The sequence below is a fragment of the Neorhodopirellula pilleata genome (assembly GCF_007859915.1).
Classification (GTDB): domain Bacteria; phylum Planctomycetota; class Planctomycetia; order Pirellulales; family Pirellulaceae; genus Rhodopirellula; species Rhodopirellula pilleata.
Map to the genome: position 1 here is coordinate 496,501 of NZ_SJPM01000001.1, position 24,547 is coordinate 521,047.

Annotated in this window: 15 protein-coding genes and 1 pseudogene; 2 read left to right on the forward strand and 14 right to left on the reverse strand. The window is 54.3% G+C overall.

Annotated elements, in window-relative coordinates; all coding sequences use genetic code 11:
• Positions 1-69: 69 nt before the first annotated feature.
• From Pla100_RS01530 to Pla100_RS01540, 3 genes are all read right to left on the reverse strand, one after another.
• Complete coding sequence (locus Pla100_RS01530) at positions 70-1,626, reverse strand: sulfatase (RefSeq protein WP_390620553.1); 1,557 nt, start codon at positions 1,624-1,626, stop codon at positions 70-72.
• Positions 1,627-1,661: 35 nt separating this feature from the next.
• Positions 1,662-3,143, reverse strand: coding sequence for an endo-1,4-beta-xylanase (locus tag Pla100_RS01535; RefSeq protein WP_197167628.1), 1,482 nt, complete (start codon positions 3,141-3,143; stop codon positions 1,662-1,664).
• Positions 3,144-3,329: 186 nt separating this feature from the next.
• Positions 3,330-6,704, reverse strand: coding sequence for an FAD-dependent oxidoreductase (locus Pla100_RS01540; protein WP_146575921.1), 3,375 nt, complete (start codon positions 6,702-6,704; stop codon positions 3,330-3,332).
• Positions 6,705-6,741: 37 nt separating this feature from the next.
• On the opposite strand from Pla100_RS01540, the gene Pla100_RS01545 reads away from it, so the two are divergent.
• Positions 6,742-7,065 (forward strand): hypothetical protein, encoded by a 324-nt coding sequence (locus Pla100_RS01545; protein ID WP_146575922.1) that lies wholly within the window; start codon positions 6,742-6,744, stop codon positions 7,063-7,065.
• Positions 7,066-7,113: 48 nt separating this feature from the next.
• Here the strand turns inward: Pla100_RS01545 and Pla100_RS01550 are convergent, their stop codons facing one another.
• The 10 genes from Pla100_RS01550 to Pla100_RS01595 all read right to left on the reverse strand — a co-directional run bounded on the left by Pla100_RS01550 (position 7,114) and on the right by Pla100_RS01595 (position 19,719).
• On the reverse strand, positions 7,114-9,144 hold the full coding sequence (locus Pla100_RS01550) for a DUF4832 domain-containing protein (RefSeq protein WP_146575923.1): 2,031 nt from the start codon (positions 9,142-9,144) through the stop codon (positions 7,114-7,116).
• Positions 9,145-9,479: 335 nt separating this feature from the next.
• Positions 9,480-10,712 (reverse strand): pyridoxal phosphate-dependent aminotransferase, encoded by a 1,233-nt coding sequence (locus Pla100_RS01555; RefSeq protein WP_146575924.1) that lies wholly within the window; start codon positions 10,710-10,712, stop codon positions 9,480-9,482.
• 40 nt (positions 10,713-10,752) lie between these two features.
• Positions 10,753-12,633, reverse strand: coding sequence for a Na+/H+ antiporter NhaC family protein (locus Pla100_RS01560; RefSeq protein WP_146575925.1), 1,881 nt, complete (start codon positions 12,631-12,633; stop codon positions 10,753-10,755).
• On the reverse strand, positions 12,630-13,361 hold the full coding sequence (locus Pla100_RS01565; RefSeq protein WP_197167630.1) for an aspartate/glutamate racemase family protein: 732 nt from the start codon (positions 13,359-13,361) through the stop codon (positions 12,630-12,632). The genes Pla100_RS01560 and Pla100_RS01565 overlap by 4 nt, the downstream gene beginning before the upstream one ends.
• Before the next feature lie 79 nt (positions 13,362-13,440).
• Positions 13,441-14,520 carry a serine hydrolase domain-containing protein gene (locus Pla100_RS01570; RefSeq protein WP_146575927.1) on the reverse strand — a complete coding sequence of 360 codons (1,080 nt, stop codon included), beginning with the start codon at positions 14,518-14,520 and terminating at the stop codon, positions 13,441-13,443.
• A complete protein-coding gene (locus Pla100_RS01575) occupies positions 14,517-15,353 on the reverse strand; it encodes a gamma-glutamyl-gamma-aminobutyrate hydrolase family protein (RefSeq protein ID WP_146575928.1) in 837 nt (278 codons plus the stop codon). The genes Pla100_RS01570 and Pla100_RS01575 overlap by 4 nt, the downstream gene beginning before the upstream one ends.
• Before the next feature lie 25 nt (positions 15,354-15,378).
• The gene (locus Pla100_RS01580; RefSeq protein ID WP_146575929.1) at positions 15,379-16,443 is read right to left on the reverse strand and encodes a dipeptide epimerase; all 1,065 of its coding nucleotides are present in this window, start codon (positions 16,441-16,443) and stop codon (positions 15,379-15,381) included.
• Positions 16,440-17,411, reverse strand: coding sequence for a DUF1611 domain-containing protein (locus tag Pla100_RS01585; RefSeq protein ID WP_231602549.1), 972 nt, complete (start codon positions 17,409-17,411; stop codon positions 16,440-16,442). The genes Pla100_RS01580 and Pla100_RS01585 overlap by 4 nt, the downstream gene beginning before the upstream one ends.
• Positions 17,412-17,672: 261 nt before the next feature.
• The gene (locus Pla100_RS01590; RefSeq protein ID WP_231602550.1) at positions 17,673-18,425 is read right to left on the reverse strand and encodes a penicillin-insensitive murein endopeptidase; all 753 of its coding nucleotides are present in this window, start codon (positions 18,423-18,425) and stop codon (positions 17,673-17,675) included.
• Between the two features lie 73 nt (positions 18,426-18,498).
• Complete coding sequence (locus Pla100_RS01595) at positions 18,499-19,719, reverse strand: DUF1559 domain-containing protein (protein ID WP_315853429.1); 1,221 nt, start codon at positions 19,717-19,719, stop codon at positions 18,499-18,501.
• 330 nt (positions 19,720-20,049) lie between these two features.
• Between Pla100_RS01595 and Pla100_RS01600 the strand changes: the two genes are divergently transcribed.
• On the forward strand, positions 20,050-21,198 hold the full coding sequence (locus Pla100_RS01600; RefSeq protein ID WP_146575932.1) for an AraC family transcriptional regulator: 1,149 nt from the start codon (positions 20,050-20,052) through the stop codon (positions 21,196-21,198).
• A 380-nt stretch (positions 21,199-21,578) separates the two neighbouring features.
• On the opposite strand, the pseudogene Pla100_RS01610 reads toward Pla100_RS01600, so the two are convergent.
• Positions 21,579-24,374 (reverse strand): annotated as a pseudogene (locus tag Pla100_RS01610) (carboxylesterase family protein).
• Positions 24,375-24,547: the final 173 nt, after the last annotated feature.

The following is a 24,547-nucleotide window of genomic DNA, read 5'->3' on the forward strand; positions in this document are numbered from 1 at the left end:
GCGATGGAGCCTTCGTGTCGATCTGCAGACGTGGATTCAGTGATGCTGCGTACAAAGCGAATCAAACCCTCATTCAGGATTGATAGAAGTGCGTGGTTGATACTCTGGAACTTTTACGTAATTTCCTTTGCCCTTCTCCCAACGAAACGTGTCACCTTCGATGACCAAATCCCGGCGAGAGTTGAGCCTTGGGAGGGGATCAGCGAATACACTGGGAGCTGTTCGTTTGAGTTGATTCTTTATCTTGGTAAAGTTTGGACGCGACGCGAGGTTTGTCCATTCATTCGGATCAGCTTGCAAGTCGTACAGTTCTTCGCCCTTGTCGCCGTAGCAAATGTATCGCCAATCGCGATTGATCACTGCAAACTCGCCAGGAAGCATGTAGGGCAAGAAAACCGACCGGTCCGCCGCGCTCGATGGATCGCTCAGTGCCGAGGCAAGCGATGAGCCCTCCAGCGTTTGATTCGGAGCGGGAAGATCGCACAACTCGACGAATGTTGGATACATGTCAATCAAGCTCGCGGTGACATTCGTTTTCTCTCCCTCGGCAACTCCCGGGCCCGCCCAAACAAAGGGAACATTGGAGGTCCGCTCCCAAAGCGTGTGCTTGCCCCATTGGCCTTTTTCGCCGAGGTGATAACCGTGATCGCTCCAGAGAACCACGATGGTGTTGTCCGCGTTCGGACTCGCCTCCAAAGCATCCAAAACACGTCCGAGCATGGCATCGGCGTAACTCATGCATGCCAAATAGCCGTGAATCGCGTCAGGGTAAGCACCCATCGCTACAAGCGGTTCGTAGTGTTGTCGTTTGCGATTCGTGCGTTGCTTTCGGACGGCGGTTGGTAGGTCTTCGAGGTCGTCTTCGCGAATCGGCGGCAGCTTGATCTCGCCGCGATCATACAAGTCGAAGTACTTTTGCGGGCAATAGTTCGGATAATGCGGAGCATAGAAGCCGCATGCTAGAAAGAACGGCTCGTCATGTACCTTGCCCACTTGTTCGGCAGCCCAGTTGGCACGGATTGTATCGGCCATTTGCTGTTCTTTTTCGTTGGGGATGCCCGCCCACTCAAGAAACAATCCACCTTTGATCGTCTTGCCACGGTTGTAGACGCTGGCAGGGAAGGTCTCCGGAAACGGCGTGTCTTCGCCCCACGAATCAAGCGGCCAGCCGGTCTCGCGTTGGCTCGGGTTGCGAAGAAAAAACTCCGTCCAGCCTCGCTGGTCGATCGCACCAGCGGGATGATGGAACAGTTTGCCAGCACCGAGCGTTTTGTAACCCGCCTTGGCAAAGCTGAGCTGCAAGGGCTCGATCTCGGGATGCGTTACGAAGTAGTACGGGCTCTCATAGCAACCCGTCGTTGAAGCGTACTGACCAGAAAAGATTGCGGCTCGGCTGGGAGCGCAATATACACCCGCCGTATGCGCATTGGTAAAGCACACCCCACGTCCCGCCAATCGGTCGATGTTCGGCGTCAAGGCGCTTGGCGTATTCTCCAGGCAGCCAATCCAATCATTCATGTCGTCGACCGCCAGGAACAATACATTCGGCGGGCGATCCGCGGCGAAGGAGCTCGTGAAGCTGCAACAAGCAAGGGACATCAGAAAAGAAAAAGTCTTGCAGAACATCTTTAGATTGGCCTTAGCGTCAATTTGTGGTTGATTCACCTCTTAACCTCGATTGCTCCAACTCGAGTTGGCTTTCGTCTACGTCGGCCGACTGCCGCTATCGCGACAATGCTCAATGCGACGACGCAGGACGGTTCTGGAACTGCTGAGACGGTAAGCGTGAAAGTTGAGTTGTCGGTCAATGCGAAGCCACTGAAGACTTGCGACTGGCCATTCACGTTCACGGTAAAGTCATAAGTTCCATCGATCGCATCGCCATTCCAAATTCCATCGACGCCGATGGCTTGATCTTCAAACCCCGTCATCCATTCGCCTCTTACTAAATCGAACCAAGCCGAAGCCTCGTCTTTGACAATCCAGTCTTCATCAAACAGGGGACCATTGCCGCGCCAGTGAGCCGGATCCCAAAAGCCCCACATGCTGAAACCATTGACTGACTCGTGCTCAAACGATGCTTCCAAAATGTCCTGGAACAATTGCTTCTGATTGGCTGGCGAAATTTGGTTGGCGTCGTCACGCATGTCAAATTCGCTAATTGCAATTGGAAGACCGGTTTCGGCCAAAATATCCAGTCGACGCGTCAAGGCTGCCTTGCTAACCGTACGGTCCATATGGGCCTGAACCTTGATTTGATCGATGGGAGCACCGAGAACCAATAGGTCATTGACCAAGTCACGATACTGCATCGCGGCATTGTCGCCACCTGAACTCAGAATGTTGTAGTCATTGATCGCCAGGTTCGCGTCGGGCCGCAGCCCGTCAGCCCGGATAAAGTAATCTGCCCACGCATGTTTTTCGGTAGGATAGATTCCCGCATCTACAAACACGTCTGAGTAGTGCGTCACATGCAGCGGTTCGTTGAGAACGTCCCAGTCGAGAACTGTGGGGCCAGCCCCCGCATCGCTGAAGCGAGTTACGATTCCGGCCGGACCCAAGCGTTCAGCAACCAATGTGTCATGAAATACTTGAGGGTCCGGATTAGCCGCCGGGCGAAACTGGTTTGGTGTAGGCCAATCCGTTTTCTGCCAAACCACCGCGTGCCCGGTCACGGTCATGCCGTTTGCCTGAGCTTCATGGATCGCCGCATCGACGTGTTGTGGGCCGTTGTTCTGATAGGGCAACCACTGCATTCCGTTGGTCGGGATGATGTGATTGAAGTTGTCCGAAATGGCAGCTCGATAGTTCAGTGTGTCCTGCCATGTCGGGACGATGCTTGTACCGGAAAAGTCGCCGATCAACCCTCGCTTTTGATTGTTGTTGAGCGAACCGAAATCTGACTCCGCGATCGTAAACAAACGGTCGTGCACCTGTGTGCCAAACTGAAAAGCATGCTTCGTCATTTTCAAGTCGATGGTCGCATCACTGATGGCGTTTCCATTACCGTCCTGAACAACAATCGTGAGGTTCGATTTGCGGTGGGCAAGCGGGTCTTGTCCAAGCAGGCTTCCGGTCCAGAAAAACGAACTCGCCATTACGGCAAGCATGGAAGATGCAACGCAAATCTTGGAATGATTCATGTTCGTTTTTTTGGAGAAGCAGACAGGTTTGTGCAACGGCAAGCAGTCTAGTCGACAGCGACAGCCGCTGCGTTCTGGAAAAGCTAAAAACTGAAAGGGCGAACTGCTGGGACGAGGGGTGCGAGGCAAGATCGCCCCCCCATGCGACGACGTCATCCTTCGGTCGAACGCGGTCCGTTGACGACCTTAGTCATCAAGTCGTTCAAATGCGGACTGTAATTCTTGACGTGCATCGAGTGCGTCGTTCGATCGAGCGTTCTGCACAGGTCGTGCTGGTGGCTCCCACAGCTCGACGACTGGACGAAGCTCACTCTTGTTGTTCAGCATGTAGCTCCGGCCTCGGATGTGTCTCGCATCCTGGTGCTGGACATGGACCCATTCTCTTGGATTGCCACTGTTGCCAAGTAGCTGAGCTAAAAAGCTTCGTCCATGGATTTCCTCACTCGGCAGTGGAGCACCAGATAATTCACAAAGCGTGGGAAGCAGGTCTGAGAAATCGATCAGGTCGCCGCAGATCGATCCTGCTGAGATCTGCTTTGGCCAGCGGACGATCAGTGGAACGTGAGTGCCGCGGTCTGTCATCGTGCCTTTGCCCCCCTGGATGGCTTTCCCGTCACCCCACGAGTTGCTCAGATCGCGATCTGTGCCGTTATCCGCCAGAAAGAAGACGACTGTGTGGTCGGCAATGCCTTGATCTTCCAGTGTTTGCAATAGCTGGCCGATGCACTTGTCGAGGTACATCACCATGTCCGGAAAATACTTTGGGTCGCCTTTGTGTTCGTTGTGTGGTTTGCGATAGCTCTGATCTTCCGTGTCGGGCGTTGGCTCCCACGGGAAGTGAGGCAGTGGGGTCGCAAAGTAGGCCAGAAACGGCTGCTCTTGTTTGACGCTGGCCTTCATGAATTCGGTTAAAAATTCGACATCCACATCCGGGCCATAGCGATCCAGAACCTGTTCCGTGACCAGCGTTCCGTTTCGGTTGAGGTGTGGTTTCCAATACCGGCGAGTCTTTTCGCCCGCGCTGTCGAAAATCTGCCAGACTTGGTACTGGTCAAATCCGAATGCGTTGATCGTGTTGTGTTGATGAAGCAACGACATGTGCCACTTACCGGCGATGGCGGTGGCATATCCTTGCGACTTCAATTGACGGGCGAAGCTGGGTTGAGCCGGTGACAAATAGATCTCTTCCTGCCGTAGACTGTGAAGCACATCTGTCAGACCGTTTTTGAACGGATAGCGTCCGGTCAATAAGCTCGCTCGCGAAGGAGAACAGAAAGGGTTTGAAAAGCAATGGGTGAATCGCATGCCCTGCTCTGCGATTGCATCAATGTTCGGCGTCGCGTGTTTGCCTCCATACGCGGAAAGACATTCTATCCCCATGTCATCAGCAAGAATGATCAGAATGTTGGGCTTCGCCTTCGCGTCCGACGTTGCATCGATAGAAGAATGCTCCGGTTCTGTCACGGGAACAAGCCGAACGGCATCGGCAATCACATGCCCATCGGTCCCCGACGTGCTGATCTCGACAACGGCAGGCTTTTGACTCGAAAACGAAAATCGACCCAGCGAATGCCAACCATTTTCGGCGGGCTTTCGTTGTTGATTGACAGTGATCTGAGAGTCGCCGTTTGCGTGATGGATCGTAATGGGAACATTCGTGGCTCGGTTGCGATGCGATGTGTAAGAAACGTGAACTTCATATCGTCCGTCCTTCAGTTCGCTCCATTCAAAGTGAATCCTCTTCTTACCTTTGCCATCGTTGTCGTCGTGCAAATACGAGTCGCCAATGAACCCGGTTCCGAAAGTGCTTTCCTTCCATTCCCCGATTCGTTCTGCCTCTGGATCGTCTATGGCGTTCCCGTCAATCCTCGCTGAATCCTTTTTGGGCGGAGCCTTTGCTGCTTTAACTTTTCGATTCCACTGGACGATTACCTTGTTCACGTCCAGTTGCTGGCGAAGGTCGGCATACTCGACATCCTGAACGGAAGCATCCCCTTTGATTGCGAGACTCGCAGCAATCGCGGCGCTTTCGCTAAGCGTCATGAACACGGGTTCCATTCGGATAGAACCGTGAGCCACGTGGGACGTCGACAAGCAGATCGGGGCGAATAGGTTTTCGCACTCGCCCCTGCGTGGAACAATCGATCGGTAAGAGATTCCATACGGCTTCGGCGGAACATGCCAGATCACACCGTCGTGACGTACGAATCCCTTTTCGTTGACAAAAAACTGCACAACATGGGAGTCCATTCCAAACGATCCTAACCCGATTGGGTCGCGTGCCTCGCGTTTTCCCTCGCAGTCCGCTTGCGTCATCACGTAGTCGGCGACCATTCGGCGTGCTTCGCGAATGTAGATCATGTAGGGCCAGCCACCGTTGTCGGTGAACTCATCCTTTGGCAAGCCGTAGTCGGCAACTCTGTTGCGAATTGTCTCCGGCACCCGTGGGCTATTGGCCAGCGTCCACAGAAACCCACGTATGTAAAGTTCATGTGCTGCTTCAATCTCGCGACGTTCTTCGTATGACGCTTCTGGATAATCCCAGTTAGCTCCGTCATAGTCACTGCCGACGGCATGCATGTTGTTCCAGTCGACTTTCGACGCCGAGCCAGCCAGAGAATCAATCAACGCGGGTAACCGAGAGTCGCCTGCTTCGAAGTTTCGCAACAGGAGCTCGTGATCGATGGCCTGGTAGCCGGTTGGCTTGTCGATAGGAATGCGCAACTCGGGATCGGTCGTTAGACAGAGGCGGTAGTTGTACGCCTGGATCTTGCGATCGCCTTGGCCGTTCTTGAGGCCATCGATCTTGTGGACATGCGGGAGCAGTCCGCTATCGGGTTTTCCGGGGACGATGGAGGGATCGACGTCGACAATGAAATGATCCTTGTCACCTTGTCGATAGTGAACGCGAGGTTGAGTATCCCCACGTCGCACACCAGCCAGGCTTTCCCCGTACTGTTCTTCGGGCTCACGACCGACGGTGTACGTCACGCTCGCGGCCGCCATCAGGTCACCCACGTAAGTCGCGTCGATGAACATCTTGCCGCGATAAGTTTGACCGTCCAGCGTTGTGATGGAAGCGATTCGCTGACCGTCCATTTCGACGCCAGAATCGCGGTTCAACTTCGCGTTGAAGACGACAGGAACGCCCGCTTCGTCAGTCATTTTTTTGAAGACTGCTTGTCCTACGTGAGGTTCAAAGCTTCGCACAAAATTCTCGCCGTAGTGCTTCGCAATCTCGTCGTAGAACTCGGACGCGATACCGCCAAACGTATCCCTTCGCCCGAGAAAGTCTGTCGCGCCGAGCCCGCTGGCACTCATGCCACCAAGGAAGTGCGTCGGATTGATGAGAATCACCGAGCGTCCCTGACGTTTGGCCGAAATCGCAGCCGTGACGGCACCGCACGAATCGCCGTAAACAACGATATCGTAAACAGCGGCTTTGGCCGCGGGCTCCGCATGCCCGGATCGCTGAAACACAGCGAGCACCAATGTGAAAACCACGAGAGCGCGAAGTGCCATTGGCGGGCGAGACTGTCGAGAAGAATGGAAGTTGTTCATGTAGATATTCTAATTAACCTCGCAGTACGCGAATCACTTGATTGTTTTTGACGAAAAAATTTATACGGTCAGCCTTGATGGCCATTCCTGGTGGCTTCGGCTCGCCGTCCTGCCGAATGATACGCCAGGGCCGCTTGCGATGTATTGCCAGTTCTGCGGCTGCCTCAGTCGCCAGACCGATGAATTCCGTGTCGAAGGAGTGCGACGTGTGTTTCTCGGGCTGTACGAGTCGACCGATGGCGATGCTGCTTGTGACTTTCCGCTCCCCGATCCGATCGGCAAACCGTGCGTGAGGGTTTGCACCCGAGACGAACGCGTCGTTGCCGATGACCAGAAGTGGAGTTGCGTCTCAAATCTGTAGAACGAAAGCGGCGAAACGTTCCGGAGTTCGCATGCTGTGACTCAATCCTCAATCCAGCTTCTGCAGTCGCATGTCTGATGTTGCAAAAGTCCCCTTCACATTGTCCGGTAAGCGGAACCTCAGGCGAGTTTCCTCTTGAAAGATGTGTTCAACCGAAAACTCATGCACATGTTGCCGCCAATCATTCGACAATGGAATCGCGACAGGATCAACAACGCGACGCCAACCGTCCCCAAGCTCGAAATCGACAATCGTATTCGGAGTTCCACGAACGTAACACGAGAACCGATAATGTCCGGGCGGAAGTTTCCAGTCTTCAAACGAGGAGTATTCCAGCCGGGAACCTTTATCAAAGTCTCCCTCCAGGCTGATGACACGCTCGCGCGCGGGTTGCTTGGTTGGTCCATTCGCAAGAATTCGCTTTTGGAGCGTTTTGGAATTCGTTTCAAGATTCCAGTAGCGCCAGGGGTTAATCAGGTCAAGTGAAGTTGGCGCCCACCGTGCGATTGGCACTGGAACTGGGATTGGCGGTGTCTCCACCTCTCTCAGTTCCGCCGGGACCTTGTACGCCAAGGTGTCGTCAAAGCCGGGGCTGTGGAATTCAAAGCCCGAAAGTTCAGCACTCTCTGGCTTTCCTCCAACGCCGATGTAACCAAACGGATGCCAGCCGCCGCCAAGGTAGTTTTCCGCAGCGAAACGAACGCTGGGAGTCATCCCGCCCTGACGATCGAGAATCGCGAGCGCGACGACGTACTTGCCTGAAGCGACATCCTTTGGCAAGCCAGTTGTACCAACAGTCGTGTTGACTTCTTCTTCGACCTGATAAGCCTGCGACTGTTCGTTCCAATCTTCACCCGGCAGCCACTTGCGGATATCGACACCTTCCAACGGAGCTGACCAAACCACCTTCAAGCTCACAGGGTCGAGAAGTCCAACCGCCACTGGCCAATCGAGATAGAACGGTGCGCTTCCCGTGTTTCGGACGTTGAGCTTCACTGCCAGATCCTGGCCTGGCTCAATCGATAACGGGTAACTCATGGAATCAATGACAAATCGATACCCGAATGCTTTCTGAATTTCCGCAGCACCGGCTAGCGATCTCGGATTACTCTCGTCGTAATCGCTGATCCATCCCAGGTAGGTTGCGTGATAGCGTCGGATCTTACCAATCATGTAATCCCGATAGGCGGGCACCTCCATGGTTTCGTCGGGAGTTCGCCCAAAGGTCGATTCCGGCATTGCGTTTTCACGACTCTTTTGCCAGTTGTATTCGACCTCGCCTTCAATCGGCGAGCGTTTCCAGATGTGGGGATAGACGTTCGTTGCCTGCCAGGGCAACTGTCCGACAGCTTCGGTTGGAGGTTCGCGAGTGAGCGTGGCAAACGTGTCGTAGTAGATACCAAACCCCGCATCCATGAATTCGGGGTCCGTATGCCGGACCAGCACCGGCTTGTTCTTGAATGCTGATCGAAACGCCTCGGCCAGTAGTTGACGCTGTTCGCTTGACGGCGTCGGATTGTGGTGTTCACCGAAGCGTCCAATGAGGCCCATCTGGACGGCGAAAATCCGTGGATCGTTGTCCCAGGCCTTCCCCAGTTTGGCGATCAATTCTCGCAATCGCCGCTGAAATTCGGGGCTGTCGTAATCAAAGTCAGCCAGATCCGACGGCCAATACTGCTGTGGCTTTCCGTCTTCGCCGATGACACCGTTCCAATCCAGATAAACGCGTGGTACGAGTTTAATGTTCTGCTCTTCAAACGACTTCCCATGAGTCTGCGTGACCTGGTTCGTGTAGGCGATGATTCGATCGACCGAGTCACCTTCGCATGTTTCAATTTCGTTCCAATCCACGTACTTTCGCTTCAATAATCCATACCCATCTTTTTTGAAGTCGCGAAATCCCTTAAGCGGATTGTTGATGGCATTGCGAAACTCGTTCGGCTTGACGGTGACCCATTCAACACCGGACTCGAATTTTATTGTTGGGGCGTTCCGTTGTGCCAGAACTTCACCGCATGAAATCTCGGCGATCATCAGAGCCAAAACACAAATCAACAACCAATAATGCTTTTGAAACATCAAATTTCTCTCATTGAATCTAGATCAGTGCGTGAGCAATTCTGGCTCAACCACGCACTACTTGAGTCACTTTATCGTTCTCGACAACGAAGTCCAGACGGGCATCCTTGGTGATCATTTGAGGTGTTATGGATTTTCCGTCCTTGCGAATGATGCGCCAGGATCGCTCGCGTTGGTTTGCCTGTTCGACCGCTTCCTCAATCGTCAGGCCGACATACTCTTTGTCCTGGGCATGCGAGGTGGTTTCTTATCAGCACCAGAAGTGCGGTGGGAAGTCTTGAGCTTTTCATAAGTGCCTAACGGTGAAGAGGTTGCTCGATAGTTTAATGGATCAATCAGACTCGGTAGCGATTGGCGATTTCAATTGTTCGCTGTATCGCTTGCACCGCAGCGGTGTGGTCCTGTGAAAAGTTGATTCGAAAACTATTGGTGAATTGTGGTCCGAACTGCGTGCCGGGCGTGACGATGACCTCGGCCTGAAGTCGCAGCACTTTGACAAAGTCGCCGATGCTGATGTCCATTTCGGGCATCTGTGGGAAGAGGTAGCTGCCGCCTTCGCCAAGGCGCAGTTTGAATCCGTTGGCGCGGAGGAAGGCTTCGTGAATGTCGTCGCGAATCGCTTGATGTGCGGCGATTCGTGCCTGTATCCAGCCCGTCGGTTCCGAGAACCAGTTTGCGAGCACCGTTTGGCAGTAGCCCGCAGCCCTGAGTGAAACGATCGCCTGCAGCTTTTCCATGCGGTCGATCATTTGCGATGAACCGAAAGCCGCCCCCAGACGAAAACCGCTCAGCGACTCCGTTTTGGACGGTCCAATAATCGTGAGCAGGTTGTCGGAATTGAGCTTGTCCAGTCCTCGCAGATGGGTGTAGCGGACACCGTCAAAAATCTGTCGCGAATACAGTTGATCGACGATCACTCGGACACCGTGAGTTTCCGCGAGCTCCGCGATTGCAAGAATCTCATCGGGTGAATAAACGACGCCTGTCGGATTGTTCGGATTCGAGAAGACGAACAACTTCACACCGTATCGAAAACACTCTCCCAACTTCAACAGATCGATTCCACTGCCGGAATCGGTGCCGAAATAGTCCATTCCTACCGGAACCAATTCGCCTTCGAAAAACTCCACGAGTTTTCGATTGGCAAAGTAGTCCGGTTCGACGATCGCAACCTTGTCACCGCGGCCGATGTTTGCTCCCATTGCCAGGAACAGTGCCCCCTGAGTTCCGGGAGTCAAGATCATTTCACTGTCAGAATCGATGGGGGCGCCGGTGAACTCCGCAAGCTTGGCCGCGAGCTGTTCACGGATCGCCGCTTGACCTCGATATTCGGTATAGGCTTGTGAACCACCGACTTCGTAGCCTCTTTGAAACAGTTCGAGTGATCCCGGAATCGGTGGATGCGCGTCGACGTCACCGTGCGAGAAGTCGACCGGCGTTCCTACGATCCTATCGCCGCGCAGATCGATTGAGTCGACCTGTTGCCGGCCTTCCTGTCCCGGTGCACTTTCGACACCAAGCTTGGCGAACTTCTCAGTCAGAAGACTGGATTCTGGAAGTGCATTCATTGGACTTACATCTTTTTGTCAGTGGAAAGTCGAGCGGAGCTCAGGCAAAACATGCAACGGTAGCTGTCCACATGACGGCAGCAACTCCAGCTGCGTAACACGCCGGAACGAGTTGTGTTTTCACGTGATCGGTCAGATCGCAGCCTGTGGTCATGGCACTAAGAATGGTTGTGTCGGAAATCGGAGAACACTGGTCGCCAAACACGCTGCCGTTCAGGACCGTGGCGAAGCAAACCGACATGAATAATTCGGGATGAGCGACACCACTGGCCAGGCCAACATTCCATGCCAGCGGCATCGCCAAAGGGAACGCGATCGCGAATGTCCCCCAGCTTGTTCCCGTTGAGAACGCGATGATCATCGTGATCAGTTGCAACGCGACGGGCAGAGCGATGTACGGAATGTGATCGCCCAGCAAGTCGACGAGATACGTACCCGCTCCGACTTCCTGGCTGATGCTGCCCACAGTGACGGCCAGCATCAGAATGACGGAAGCCAGCACAACGCCTTTCAAGCCGTCACCAATGCCTTCAATGACGTCTCCAAGTCGCATGCCTTTAGCCAGAGCTACCAGCACCGATAACAGCAGGGCCAGGCCAAACGCCCAGTTCACTCTGGGAGTGCCGGTGACGACGAATGTTCCCACAGCCGTCCCGATGAGCAGTAGCAAGGGCACGAAGAACTCCAGCACGTGCGGCTTGTATCCCGGTGGAATCTTAGCGACCTGAAGTTCCTCCGCGCCCATGGGCGTGACACCCGGACCATCGAGTTGTCCGGTGATCCTGGCGCGCTCGCTAGCCGCGCGAATGCCGGCTCCTGAAAAACGTGTATAGCCGAGGCTCAACAGAAACGTGCCGATCACTGCGAGAATGCTGTAGAAGCTAAACGGCACGCTCCGGAAGAAGAACGCAATTCGGTCAGATTCAGTCGCCAGAAAGCTGACGCCGGGAACGAAGATCAATGCCTGCACATAGATCGGCCACGCGTTGAATGCCAGAACCGCTGCGATGGGCGACGCCGTCGAGTCGACAATGTAGGCGAGCTCTTCGTGGCTGACCTTTTCTTTGTCAGCCACAGGCTTGACGATCGTACCAACCAGCACGACGCTGACCGTTCCGCCCTGAAAGAAGATCACGCCCATCAGCCAGGCAACCAGTTTCGCTGATCGTGGCCCCTTCACAAAGTGGTCCGTCATGAACTCGGCAAACGCCTTCGCTGCTCCGGTGCGTGACCAGATTCCCATCAGCCCGCCCAACAACCACAAGTACAGCAGCAAAATGGTGGCGGCACTCTTGCTGGCAAGACTTGGCAGCAGCACGGCATCGGTGATGTCGAAGCGTCCCACCATGAAGGCGCCAACGACCACCGCAATCAGCAGCGCCGTTAACGGCTCTTTCGTCAGCAGGCAAAGCCCAATGGCAACCACGGCTGGAAGCAACGACCACAGTCCAAAATGAAATCGTGTCTCCAGCAGCGAATAGCGTTTCGTCTCGACACCTTCCTCCTGCACAGAATCGACGACCCACTGACTTTCGAAAGGTGGTCTCCCGTCGACATCTTTCAGTGCCTCCTGTCGCAGCGGTGACTCCGCATAGGGTACAACACCTTCAATCGCAGTCTCTTCGCCTTTGAACATGTACGACAATTGGCCGGCTTCGTTTTCGTACACATTGTAAGTCCTCTTTTGTTCCTGCCAGCGAGGTTCAACCTGAGCGAACACGTAAAGGCTGGCGACGATTCCGCCGATAACCACGGCCGCAGCCAATCTGCGCGCTGGCCGAAACTGCCTTGCCATGTCTGTGCCGATATCGGGCTGCACGGCGGTGCCAGTGGCCGCCTCTTCGATCGCAGGTACGGGCTCTCTGTCATTGTGCTCCCGCAGTGAATCGTGTTGATTCGGTTCGTTGCTGGACGCAGTCATGACGTCACTCTCCCGGCGCCGAGCCACCATGAAGCAAAGTCTGTGACCCGCTGTGTCTCGACGACATGGCCGGTCACTCTAACTCGCAATTCGTTTTTCTCTTCCTCTGCGCGATCCTCCAACAGACGAGCACAGTATTCACCGGGATCAAGGAATCGAACCCTCGGAAACAGCAACTTCAGTTGAGCCATCGCCATCGGAAAGCAAGTACAGGCCAAAACCGCAACGTCAGTGGATTCCAGAGCACGCCGCAGATCACTCGTGATGACCTCGTTGGACTCAGTTTCCCACGGTTCGAACCGGGCGATAACGCGTTCCAACGCGGTAGCCGCAACAGAACTCACAACCACACCGGGAACATTGTCCGTCAGAATGTCGCAATAAATTGGCTGGCTTGCGGTGAATGTCGTGCCGATGATCAGAACTCTTTGATTTACCAATCGCTCTCGTTCGCATTCGACCATGGCCGTGAAACAATTAACCATCGAAATGATCTGGCTGAGGCCGGGCACGTTACGCGAATCAGTCAGTTGCTGATAACGAATCGACAATGTGTTACATGCGAAGATTAAAACGTCCGCCTCCTTCTGCGCAGCTTCGACCCATTGCTCCACCACCGTTGCGATCGCCGTATCAGACTTCACCCCCAGCGGGTTGACCGCATAGTCCGCCATGAAGACCGCATTGCGTGCAACTCCGGCAGCCCAAAGAGACTTCAGGACAGACATTCCGCCGACGCATGAATCTGCGAGGAAAACGGGGCGTGATTGTAGTAATGTACTCGTCGTGGTTTGCATTCGCTTGTCATTACTCTGTGGCCGAACGAGCTTTCAGAACAGCTTCGTACAGTTCGCTGGAAAATTTCATTCGAGCTTCAGTGTTCAGCTGTGGATACTCCTGAGCGAAAAAGGCGACGGTGGTTCCGTCTTCGAAGTGGCGTCGAATCCAGTTCCGAGCTGCCGTGGTTCCACTGCCGCCTCCACCATGTTCGGCAATCTGTAGTTGGTCATCTTTGCACCTAACTTGCCAGCCGAACCCATATTCGATCGGATCACCGTTGTCGAATTTGCCTTGGTTGAAAATCATCTCATAACCGTCTTCGGAGAGCAGCCGTGGATCCCGATCCCACAACGCCTTGTCCCACTTGGCGTAATCGACAAGCGTGGTGACCATATTCCCGGAACCATTGAAACGCTCGCTGTCGGTCGTGTCGTTTAGTTCCAATACGTCGAAAATCCGGCGTTGCTGAAACTCATGAAACGGCTCGCCGGCGATCACTTCGATGATTCTGGTCAGCAGGACGTAGCCGGAATTCGTGTACTCGTGTTCGATCCCAGGGGCACGACGCAGATCCATCGTCTCCAACCACTCGGCATGAGTTTCATTGGTCAGGTGAGGCAGACCGCGTCCCTGCTTGAATTTCGCGATCGCAGCCTGTTCTTTCTTTTCGATGAAGTTCGCGAGGCCACTTGTGTGCCACATCAGGTCTTTCACATAAAGCTCGCGACCTTTGACTGGCAGGTTCAACTTGGGAAGGTAGTGCGAAACCTTCGCGTCCATGTCCAGTCGGCCTTCTTCGATCAACATCGCGGCGCACATGGCGGCGTATTGTTTCGTGATCGATGCCAGCCTGAGAGGAGTGCGTGACGTGACGCGGCGTCCTTTGACGAAGCCGTACCCTTGCTGATGCTGGACGATGCCGTTCTGAGTCACCAGCACGCCGACCCCACCAACGGCTTCGGTTGGAATCCATCGTCGAACAACGTCACCGATTCCGTCCATCTCAATTGCTTCGGGATCCTCGATGGGTTTTCCGTCAAGGGCCAGCGTTACGGCCGCAAACAGCAACCATGCCGCCGAGGCGAAGAGGATCAGTAATTTGCTCATTTCTTTTTCTCCAACGCGGCATCAATGAACGCCTGAATAAGTTTTTGCTGTAATTTGTTTTCCGGAACGAGCTTTTCCGGATGCCACTGAACCCCGATCACAAAACGATTCGGGTCGGTCGATTCGATTGCTTCGACAATTCCGTCTGGACTTTTGGCGACAATCCGCATCCCCTGGCCAGGATCACGAACCGACTGATGATGAAGCGAATTCACCTCGAACTGTTCTTCCCCGAAGATTCGCATCAAATGAGAGTCTCGTTCGACCGACACCATGTGATTGACATACTTGGGATGGCCACCAAACTCAGTAGGGATGTCTTGCACGAGTGAACCATGATGAGCAACGCTGATCCATTGGCATCCGAGACAGATTCCGAGAAGCGGTTTGTCCGTTTCTTGTAACCAAGCGGTGATTAAAGCTTTTTCAAACGTGTATCGCTCATCGGTAATCAAATTCGCAGCCGGATGTAATTCTTCGCCCCACTCCGACGAATGAATGTCATCGCCGCCTGGCATCAGTAAGCCGTCCAGCAATTCGAGATACTCACCAACCAAAGCGGTACTGCCGTCGGCGCACGAGAGTATCACCGGTATACCGCCACAATCCCGAACGGCACGCACATAGGTTTCCTTGTCCAAAGTAGAAATGCCGATAAGCGGCTTGGATCTTCTCAACGTCGGTGACGCGTCCTTTGCGAGTGATCCTGTTTGCGTAGGAACGCTCTGTGCCGTTGTGGTAAAAGGCGGTTCGCCAATGACGATTCGATTTGACGAAAGCCAAGTACCTACGAGTGTGACCAGGCCAATCAAAAGAAGGGTATTACGTTTCACGACTTTGTTCCGTTAGAAGCGGTCATCAGGGGTATACCAGTGTGGAGAGCTGTGAGTTGCCAACGCTGACCGAATCAATGAGCTCAACCCCGTTTCCAAATCGATTCGGTAATCGCATGGCTCCATTGGTTATTGTTACGCCCGTCGCCACATCGTTTGAGAGCAGTTCGGCACCATCGAGGTCTGCGTAATCCAAAAGCGGTAGCAATTGAGCCGCGGCTGAAATTCCGACCGACGTCTCCACCATGCATCCGACCATCGTTTGCATGGCCAGTTCACGGGCTCGTCGCAACATTCGGACGCCTGGCGTCAGGCCGCCACATTTGCTTAGCTTGACGTTAACTCCATGGAAAAGTCCGCTGCACTTTTCGACGTCCGATTCGACCAAGCAGCTTTCGTCGGCGATAATCGGAAGAACGGAATTTTCAAAAACCTGCCGATGCTCGTCCTGACGTGATTGGGCCGACAGTGGCTGCTCGATGAATTCAACGCCGAGTTCCTGCAAGGCGTGGGAATTTTCGATCGTTTCGTGCACTGACCAGCCGCAGTTGGCATCAACACGGAAGACGGCTTGAGTTCGCTGGCGAAGTTGGCGAATGATCTCGACGTCATTTTTTGTTCCAAGTTTGATCTTGAAGATCGGCCAATCGCGACGTTCCACTAACTTCTCTACCATCCGCTCAACGCTGTCGATACCGATGGTATAGCTGGATTTCGGAACGGTATTCCATTCGAGGTCGAGCATGTCAAAGGTAGGTCGCTTAGCAAGCTTACCAAACAGGTCGTGTGCCGCAGCGTCAATCGCAGCCAACGCGAACATGTCATCTCGCAACGGATGATGAAGCAGCGTCCACAGCTCGGCAGCGCTATGGTAGTCCCCGGTCTCGATGGTCGGGCAACACCGTTCGATCGACGCAGCGAGCGAATCAAGCGTCACGTTGTAATAAGCGTGCTCGGTTGCCTCGCCATAGCCCCTAAGGTCGCCGTGCTCCAGTTCAACGATCAAACATCGCTGCACGGTCTTCGTTCCACGAGCAATCGTAAACGGGTGTTCGAGCGGAATCTCGACTCGGTACAGGCAGAGTCTCACTTGCCCAACTCCCTTTTCAAATTCAATACGGCGTCTGCCAAACAAGTGGCTCCATGACGATACACGTCGCAAACTGGCAGACCATATTCCTGCTGCATACGTTCGCGTTCGGCATCGGCCTGAGTGGCGGAAACACTCCTACTGTTCATCGCAATCCCAATGAGCTTGCTGGGATGTCTCAGCGATGCATTGGCGAGATAGGCATCAATCATCGTGCGATGTGGCAACAGCGCAACGGAGCTGAGGCCTTTGACCGACTCTCGACCGACTTCGTAGCAATAGATCAAACCATCGGGAGCACAACCGTGCAAAAGCCCCATCGTTACCGCAGAAAAACTTGGATGAGAAATGCTGCCTTGCCCCTCAATCAGCAGCATGTCGTGATGTTCATTTCGCCGAATGAGTGCTTCGACAGATCCATTGACAAAATCGGAGACGACACAGTCCACCGGAACGCCAGCTCCGGATATCATGATGCCGGTCTGGCCCGTCGCAACAAATTGTGCGTCTTCGCCTCGATTGGCAAGCTCACGTTGAACCTCCAGGCTAACGACCATCTTGCCAAGACTGCAATCTTGTCCAACCGTGTGGACACGCAGGCACTCGCTGCGGAACGGAACGCCCGTTGACGTGACATGCTCGTTGTTGCGTCGCACGTCGATCAAGAGCGCTCCGTTTTCTTTTGCAACTCGGCTGAACTCCGGATCGTCCGACAAGAAATCGTGCATCCCGGAAACAACATCCATTCCGCGGACCAACGCATTTAAAATGATGTTCCGCCAAGCGGCAGGCAGCGCCCCACCCGTCAAAGCTGTTCCCAGAAACAGCGAATCCGCGTCCAAGTTGTCAAGTGAAGAAACGACCGGGACCGTCTCGCCAACGCCGAACAACTCGTCTGCAAACTTGCCATCTTCAGTCGCATCGAGAACGGCGATCACGTCACTGTGCCGGTATCGAAGCAGGCTCATCGCGGTCTTCGCGCAGAAGGGCTTCGAAAATCCCTCGGTCAAAACAACGATTCGATGATACGATCGAATTCGAGCATATAAGTCGGTGGGCTGTGCCGACAAGGTTTTTGCAACAGATGTACTCATGAATTGACTCAAAATATATGAAGTTGGTTTGGGGATGTCTCAAAACCTGAGCAGGATCAATGACACGGGCAGATGATTGACAATGACATTGCTTGCTGGAAAATCGTTAAGCACGAGCTCCGACGAAAAGATTGATCACTCATGCTGAAGACTCAAGTGCAAGTGATTGTCGTGTGGCGATGAGGCAGGTTGTCGCAACAATTCCATCGCTCGCTTGATGCCCTCTCGCAAGCGTTCAGCTTTGTCACCTTCAGCGGCTTCATGCAGAGACATGGCATGGTCGAGCAGTTGCTTCTTCAGAGCATCCGCAATCAAGAGCGATCGAATTTTACGAAAAGTTTCGCTCGAAAGAATCGCATCGATCATTATCCAATTGCGCGCAGCGTCGAATCGCAAGTCGCCGTCCTCCGATAAGCCCCGCTCGTCAAAGCTCACCCATCGAGATCTTTGAGGAGTCCCTGAAAGATCCGTGCAATAAAAGACGATATCGACGTCCAATCCCATTTGATGATTGATGTGGCGAAGTTGTTTCCCACCATCTCGATCGGAGATCTCATTGATGTGAAGCTGGGAGTGGGGCTCGTCGCCAAGCTTTTCATGCATCACTACGCCGAGTCGCATTAAACCGAAAACCATTCGATCAGCACCAAAGTTCGTATCACGATCTGGGTGAATGATTCGATAACCTACCCCCGACGGCTTGGGAAGTTCGGCCGCATGATCCAATCGACCATTCTGGAGTCTGCCCGAAGAAACACTTGGCGGCTTTGAACTTTGTATTCGCGAGATCGCGGCTTCGACTGACTGGCGAATCGAACTGAGCGATTCGTCGGCGGAAATCGGGTTCATGAAGAACAGACACAACGCTGCCAAAGCAGGGCTGGTCAACCAGAAACAGCTTCGATTGCATGAATGCAACAAGATAGATTCCTTTTTGAGTGAGAGGTGAAACGGAAACCGATCAGGGGACGGATTGCGTAGCTGTATCGGAAGCAGCTCGAGTGCCCATTGCACCCCACACGCCATAAGGACTCACTGAACCAGGTGCCGTGTATGTCGGCGGACCGCTGAAATGTACGGTTGGAGCGTTCTGATTACCCGCATCGATCGAGTCCGTGATGAATGACACTGACCCGTCACACATCAAGACGTGCACACCGCCTTGATGGCGGCTGCTTGGCGGGACGATGCTTCGACTGAGTGAACCAACGTCCGTACACAATTCGCGATTCGGAGGTGTAATCGTCGTGATTGCCGAGTAAAACGGTCGGGCAAGTGCCCACTTGTATCCGCGCTTGTTTTCGGAACCGGCTAGGTTCCCAAACTGGCTAGGGTCCCAGAAGCGAGGACGTGAGATATCGATAAAGGGAACACAGGCCGATGGCGTCACTCGTATATCAGCGGCACCCGCAGATGTCCGGTGAAGTCCATTGGTGGTGATGGCGTTGTCCCCGAGATCCGTGTTGATCTCTCCCGCCGCAATCGTGTTGGACAGTCCGTCCAAAATGTCACGAAATGAAATGTCCATGCGTGCAACGAAGGCACCGCGGCACGATGCTCTTGCCGTCGTCGCGAAAGTTGTTGAAGTCGTCCCGCTGTTACTAAGTGGGCCGGAAGTTTGAAACTCCAACGCATCACCGAGACACGCCGCGTAGTTCGTTCTTCCTTGCGCGGGCAGTCCAGCGCCGGGATCGCTCGGACATCGCAACGTCGCAACATCCGTCAGCCATGGTGCATAAGAACCGTGCGTGTTGTGACGAGCAAGATTGAGCGTTGGCCGTGGACCCATGGACGTATAGGTATTTCCAGTAGCTGGCGAAACAAAAGGATTTGAAATGAGCTCCCATAAAGCCTGTTGTTCAATAAATGGCAACAGACCGACGAATATGCTCAAATCGTCTGAATTGTTTCCCGGCGGAATAGCTGCGTCGCCACTTGGCTCTGGACCACCTTTCAAGCTCGTTCCACCCGAATGACGCGGCATCTGATTATAAGCAGCATGATAGTTGTGGAGGCCCAGGCCAATCTGCTTAAAGTTGTTACTGCAGCTCATGCGTCTGGCCGCCTCCCTGGCCGACTGAACCGCCGGCAACAGTAATCCGACAAGGACGCCGATGATCGCTATCACGACGAGCAGTTCGACAAGTGTGAATCCAGTTTTTCGATCCGGTCCAGTCATCATTTTGCTACTCCGCTTTTACTATCGTTTTCGTTTTCCATCCGATCAATTGCCTCTTGCTGTGCAATCGCGTCAGTATTCTCCTCGACGTATCGTGATAAGTCGCTGTCACTCGGGGCAACTGTCCCACCTGGCCCGCAACCGACGAAGACAAGCGAAAGATAAAGAAGCAGTGTCATTCGGGACATTCGAGAATGCATGGTCTCTCCATTCAGTAGTGTGGCAAAGGTCGCTTCGCATGGCACTATTTTAGCTGTTGCGATGTTTTCGTCATTACGCACCTGCGCAATTGTGTTACAATATTGCGCATGCGATTCGCCTGAGGACACAGCCATGCAATCACCAAAACGCTCAACGGTTCATGTTGGCGTCCTCGTCGACACGGAGGATTCATGGGGACGAAATATCGTGGAATCAGTTTGCCGTTTCGCGCAATCGCACGAATGGACATTGTTGCTCTCCCCGCGTGATCGGCACGGAAAGCTGCGGATTCCAAACGGATGGCAAGGGCATGGCGTGGTGGCGGCTCTGCGAAATCGAGCCCTTGTACGCCACGTCCGAGAACTCGGCGTTTCTGTCGTCGATGTTTCCAGTGCATCCAAGCGAGAGAAATGGTTCGGGCGAATCCAAACAGATGATAGTGCGCGTGCGAAGATGGCGGTTGAGCATTTGGTTGAACGGGGTGTTCAGCATTTCGCTTGTTATGCTCCGTCCATTGGCCGCTATTCAGACCAGCGCGCCCGTGAAATTCAAGCCTACGTATCTGGTATCGGCTACCGCTGCGATACTTACACGTCGAAACCTGGACAGCAGTGGCTGACCAACCACCGCGATGTCCGTCGATGGCTCAAGAAGCTACCGAAGCCGGTTGGCATTTTTGCTGGCGATCCTTACCCAGCGCGACAACTGGTCGAAGTCTGCATGATGAATTCGATTCGTGTCCCAGACGAAGTCGCCATCATTGCCGGAGATGACGATGACCTACTCTGCCATATCGCAACGCCCCAGATTTCGAGCATCGAGTTAGCGAGTCACCGGATTGGGGAAGCCGCCGCAAAGCTGCTGAAACGCTTGATGAAGGGGGCGGCAGTGCCACAAAAACCTACCCTCATTCCACCCATACGCATTCGCGCCCGCCAGTCAACGGACCTTTTCGCCATCGATGATGACTCCTTGAAAGTTGCGTTGCGTTTCATCCGTGAGCATGCAGCAACGAACATGGGTGTCACCGACGTTGCCAGTGCGTGTCACATCTCTCGCCGCTTACTGGAGCAAAAGTTCCGAACTCACTTGGAGTGCAGTCCGGCCGAGGCAATTCGTAAAACTCGTTTGGAGCATGTGCGCCGTTTGCTTCACGACACCGAGAAGACCGTCACCGCCATCGCACTCGAATGCGACTTCTCCAGCACCGCATCTCTGTGTCAAGCGTTTCAGAAGCATTTCGGACAATCACCCGGCCAGTTCCGGTCGAATAGAAAGTGAATCTTGGTCGAAATCGCCCTCAAGGCGGATCACGCGGCTTCGGGCCGGTTCCTGGGCTGGGCCATCGTGCAAGATCCGCTTGCGAAGCGTCTTGCAACGAGTTTCGAGATTCCAGTAGCGCCATGTATCTGCGCAAAGCTTCTAGCTGTTAACCGAGTGTCAGTTTGTCTTTGTGCAAGCACAAATTTGCCTCTGGTTAACAGCCTGCTTTTAAACCGCATCGCAAAGTCCCGTGAACGTTCGATTCTGTCAAGCGCTCGACCGAACCAGACGCAATTAACGCAAAGCATTGCCAGTAAGACATTAACGAGAACGAACAAACCGAGACTCTTTCCGGAGAGCGTTGGGTTCGGTGAGCACTAGTTCAAAGTCGTCGCAATCTATTTTCCGACGCCGCGAATGTCATCCAGTAAATCGCACGCGTCGCGTCGCAGTTCCGATTCGGTTTGAATGGTCGCGTTCATGACCTGATGCTCGTCCGTCGCAGTCATGTACGCTGGCCAATGGGAGACGCCCTCCACATTCGGATTGCCAGTCTTGGCGAACTGCACCCAGTAATCCATGAACGCGTCGGAGAGCTTGGCATCTTCTGGCGATGGGCTTTCGAGTTTGCCGAACACGTAGCCAATCTCGGCGGCGTGTGCCGCGCCCATCCATCCCCAAACGGGCTTGGTGAAGTGATACATCCACACCTCGCTGCCCTGGCTGTCCATCGCCCGAGCGAATTGGCGTGACGGCTGAACGAACCAACCGTCGGTGATCAACTGCACCGCCGCCTTTCGTGAGTTCTCGTTTGTATCTTTCAAGTAGAACTCGATTAATCGATCATCGTCCTCGCCATACCTCTCCACCAACGCACCGCGGTAGTCCTGCATATTCTTGAACCCTTGCCGACCGGCGAACATCGTGCCTTCGTCTCGGTTGGTGCCAACGATGGTGGGGATGTCGTGCTGGTCGCCGTCGGCATAGATCTCAAGCGGGCGCTTAGGAAAGACATGACCGTCGATCGCGACGGGTCAACGCTGCTTGACTTTCTCTAGCAACTCTTCGGCCGGCAGGGAACGCAGTTTCGCGATTGGATTTTCGGCATCTTCACCGAACAAACGCCTAGTCTGTCCAACACCGTCGTATTCGGCCGGTGGTCCATTGTCCGTTTCCTTCTTCAGATCTCGAAAGATCACCGGGTCGAGCCAAGGACTCTGCAAGATTGCTCGGTGAAACAGACCTTTAGAAAGCGGCGTTGCGGTCAGTAAGTAAACGCTCGTCCCGCCCGCTGATTCGCCGAAGATCGTGACGTTGTCGGGATCGCCACCGAAGGCTGCGATGTTGTCGCGAACCCACTGCAGTGCTGCGATCTGGTCCAGAATCGCATAGTTGCCCGAGACCCCATGCGGGGACTCGGCCGACAAATCGGGATGCGTCATGAATCCAAGAGCGCCCAGCCGATAATTGATGGAAACCAAGACCACGTCGCGACCCGCCAAAGCATCGCCGCCACCGTTGCCTTGGTTGCCCGATCCCTGCGTGAATCCGCCGCCGTGAATCCAAACCATCACCGGATGTTTTTCAGTCTTGGTTTCATTTGATCGCCAGACATTCAAGTACAAGCAGTCTTCGCTCTGTCCGCCTTGGTCGAAATCTTTCTGCTGCATCGACTTGGCACCGTACTCGTCGCAAACGCGAACGCCGGTCCAAGCTTCTGGCGGTTGAGTCGGTTTCCATCGAAGATCACCGACGGGAGCCGCCGCGTAGGGAATGCCTTTGAAGACTTCAATGGAGCGATCCCGCGACGGCACACCTTGGATCGGACCCGAAGTGGTTTGCACGATCGCGTCGGTCGCTGCCTTTTCCACCGACGCGGTGGATGCGTCGTCCGAATCGTCCTCCGTGATGCAGTAGACCTTCGTCAGCGTCCGCACCAACAAGTTCCCACCAGCCACGCTTGGCGTTGCGATGCAAAGTTCATCCAGCGGGCTGGTGTCCAAGATCTGGAACTCCGGTCCAGCCTGGATCGCATAGGTCAAACCTTGTTCGCTCAAACAGAACACCTTTCCGTCGTAAGCCCAAGGCGACGCCGTGAACGATCCCTTCGGCGAAAAACGACGCTTGCCGTAGGTTTCCTCGCCGGTCAACGCGTTGTGACACGTCATGAATCCTTGGTCGTAGACGGTGTAAAGATAGTCGCCGTAGACGATTTGCGTCGTATTGTATGGCGAGCATTGCGGCTGATACCACTCGATGAACTCGCTGCGATCAAAGTCACCGTCGGGTGCAATGTCGCCACTCGCGCCGGGCCGAATTGCAAACGTTGGGCGATGTGCATCCCCGACATAACCAGATGACAGATAGCACATCCCATGTGCGGCGAACGGTGACGGAATCACCAAGATCGACATGTCACCATCGAACCGCCAAAGCTCTTTGCCGTCAAGCGAATAGCTTCGGTTGACGCGTTGCCCCGGCACCACGATCTCGGTGCGAACCTCGTTCTCCCAAACAAACGGCGTCGCCCACGACATCACCTCGTCACGCTTGGTTCGCCAATTCTCGTCGCCGGTCTTCGTATCAAACGACGCGATCCAGGACGCTTCTTTGTTGTCATAAACCACGAACACCTGATCGCCGTGAACCACCGGCGACGCGGCCGCGCCGTAGTCCATGTTGGTCTTCTTCGGCTCAATCATCTGCTTCCACAGCAATTCACACTCAAGTGAATAGCAGAACAGCCCTAGGTCACCAAACAGGACGAACAATCGCTCGCCGTCGGTCGCTGGCGTTTCGGCCGCGTACGAACTCTTCGGGTGACGCGGCACCACGGGCCGGCCCGCGAACGATTCCTGCTGCCAAAGCTCGTCACCCGATTTCAGATCAAAGCAGTACACCATCCAGTGATGAACGCCCTTGGCGGGATCACGCACACCCTCCCCCAAATACAAACCACCTTGTGGTGCGATATTGGCTTCGTCGGCAACCACGGACGACACAAACACACGGTCGCCCACCACGATCGGACTGCCCCAACCTTGCCCCGGCACATCGGCAACCCAAGCCACGTTCTCAGTCTTGCTCCAACGGGTCGGCAAACCCGGTTCATCCGTCACCACACCCGTCGCGTCGGCCCCCCGAAACCGCGTCCAATCTCCATCGGCCAACCCAACGTGTCCAACGACAATCACGGCAAGCAATACGATCAAGCGAATCAAAGCGTCGTCTCCGAGAATGGACAGTGCGTACGAACCGCCCTCCCAGTGAACGCAATCCGTCGGAACCCATTCTCACCGATCGCTCGCCCCATCACCAGCTCGCGACCGAATCAACGTGTATCGCTTGGTATCGACTTGCGTTGCAT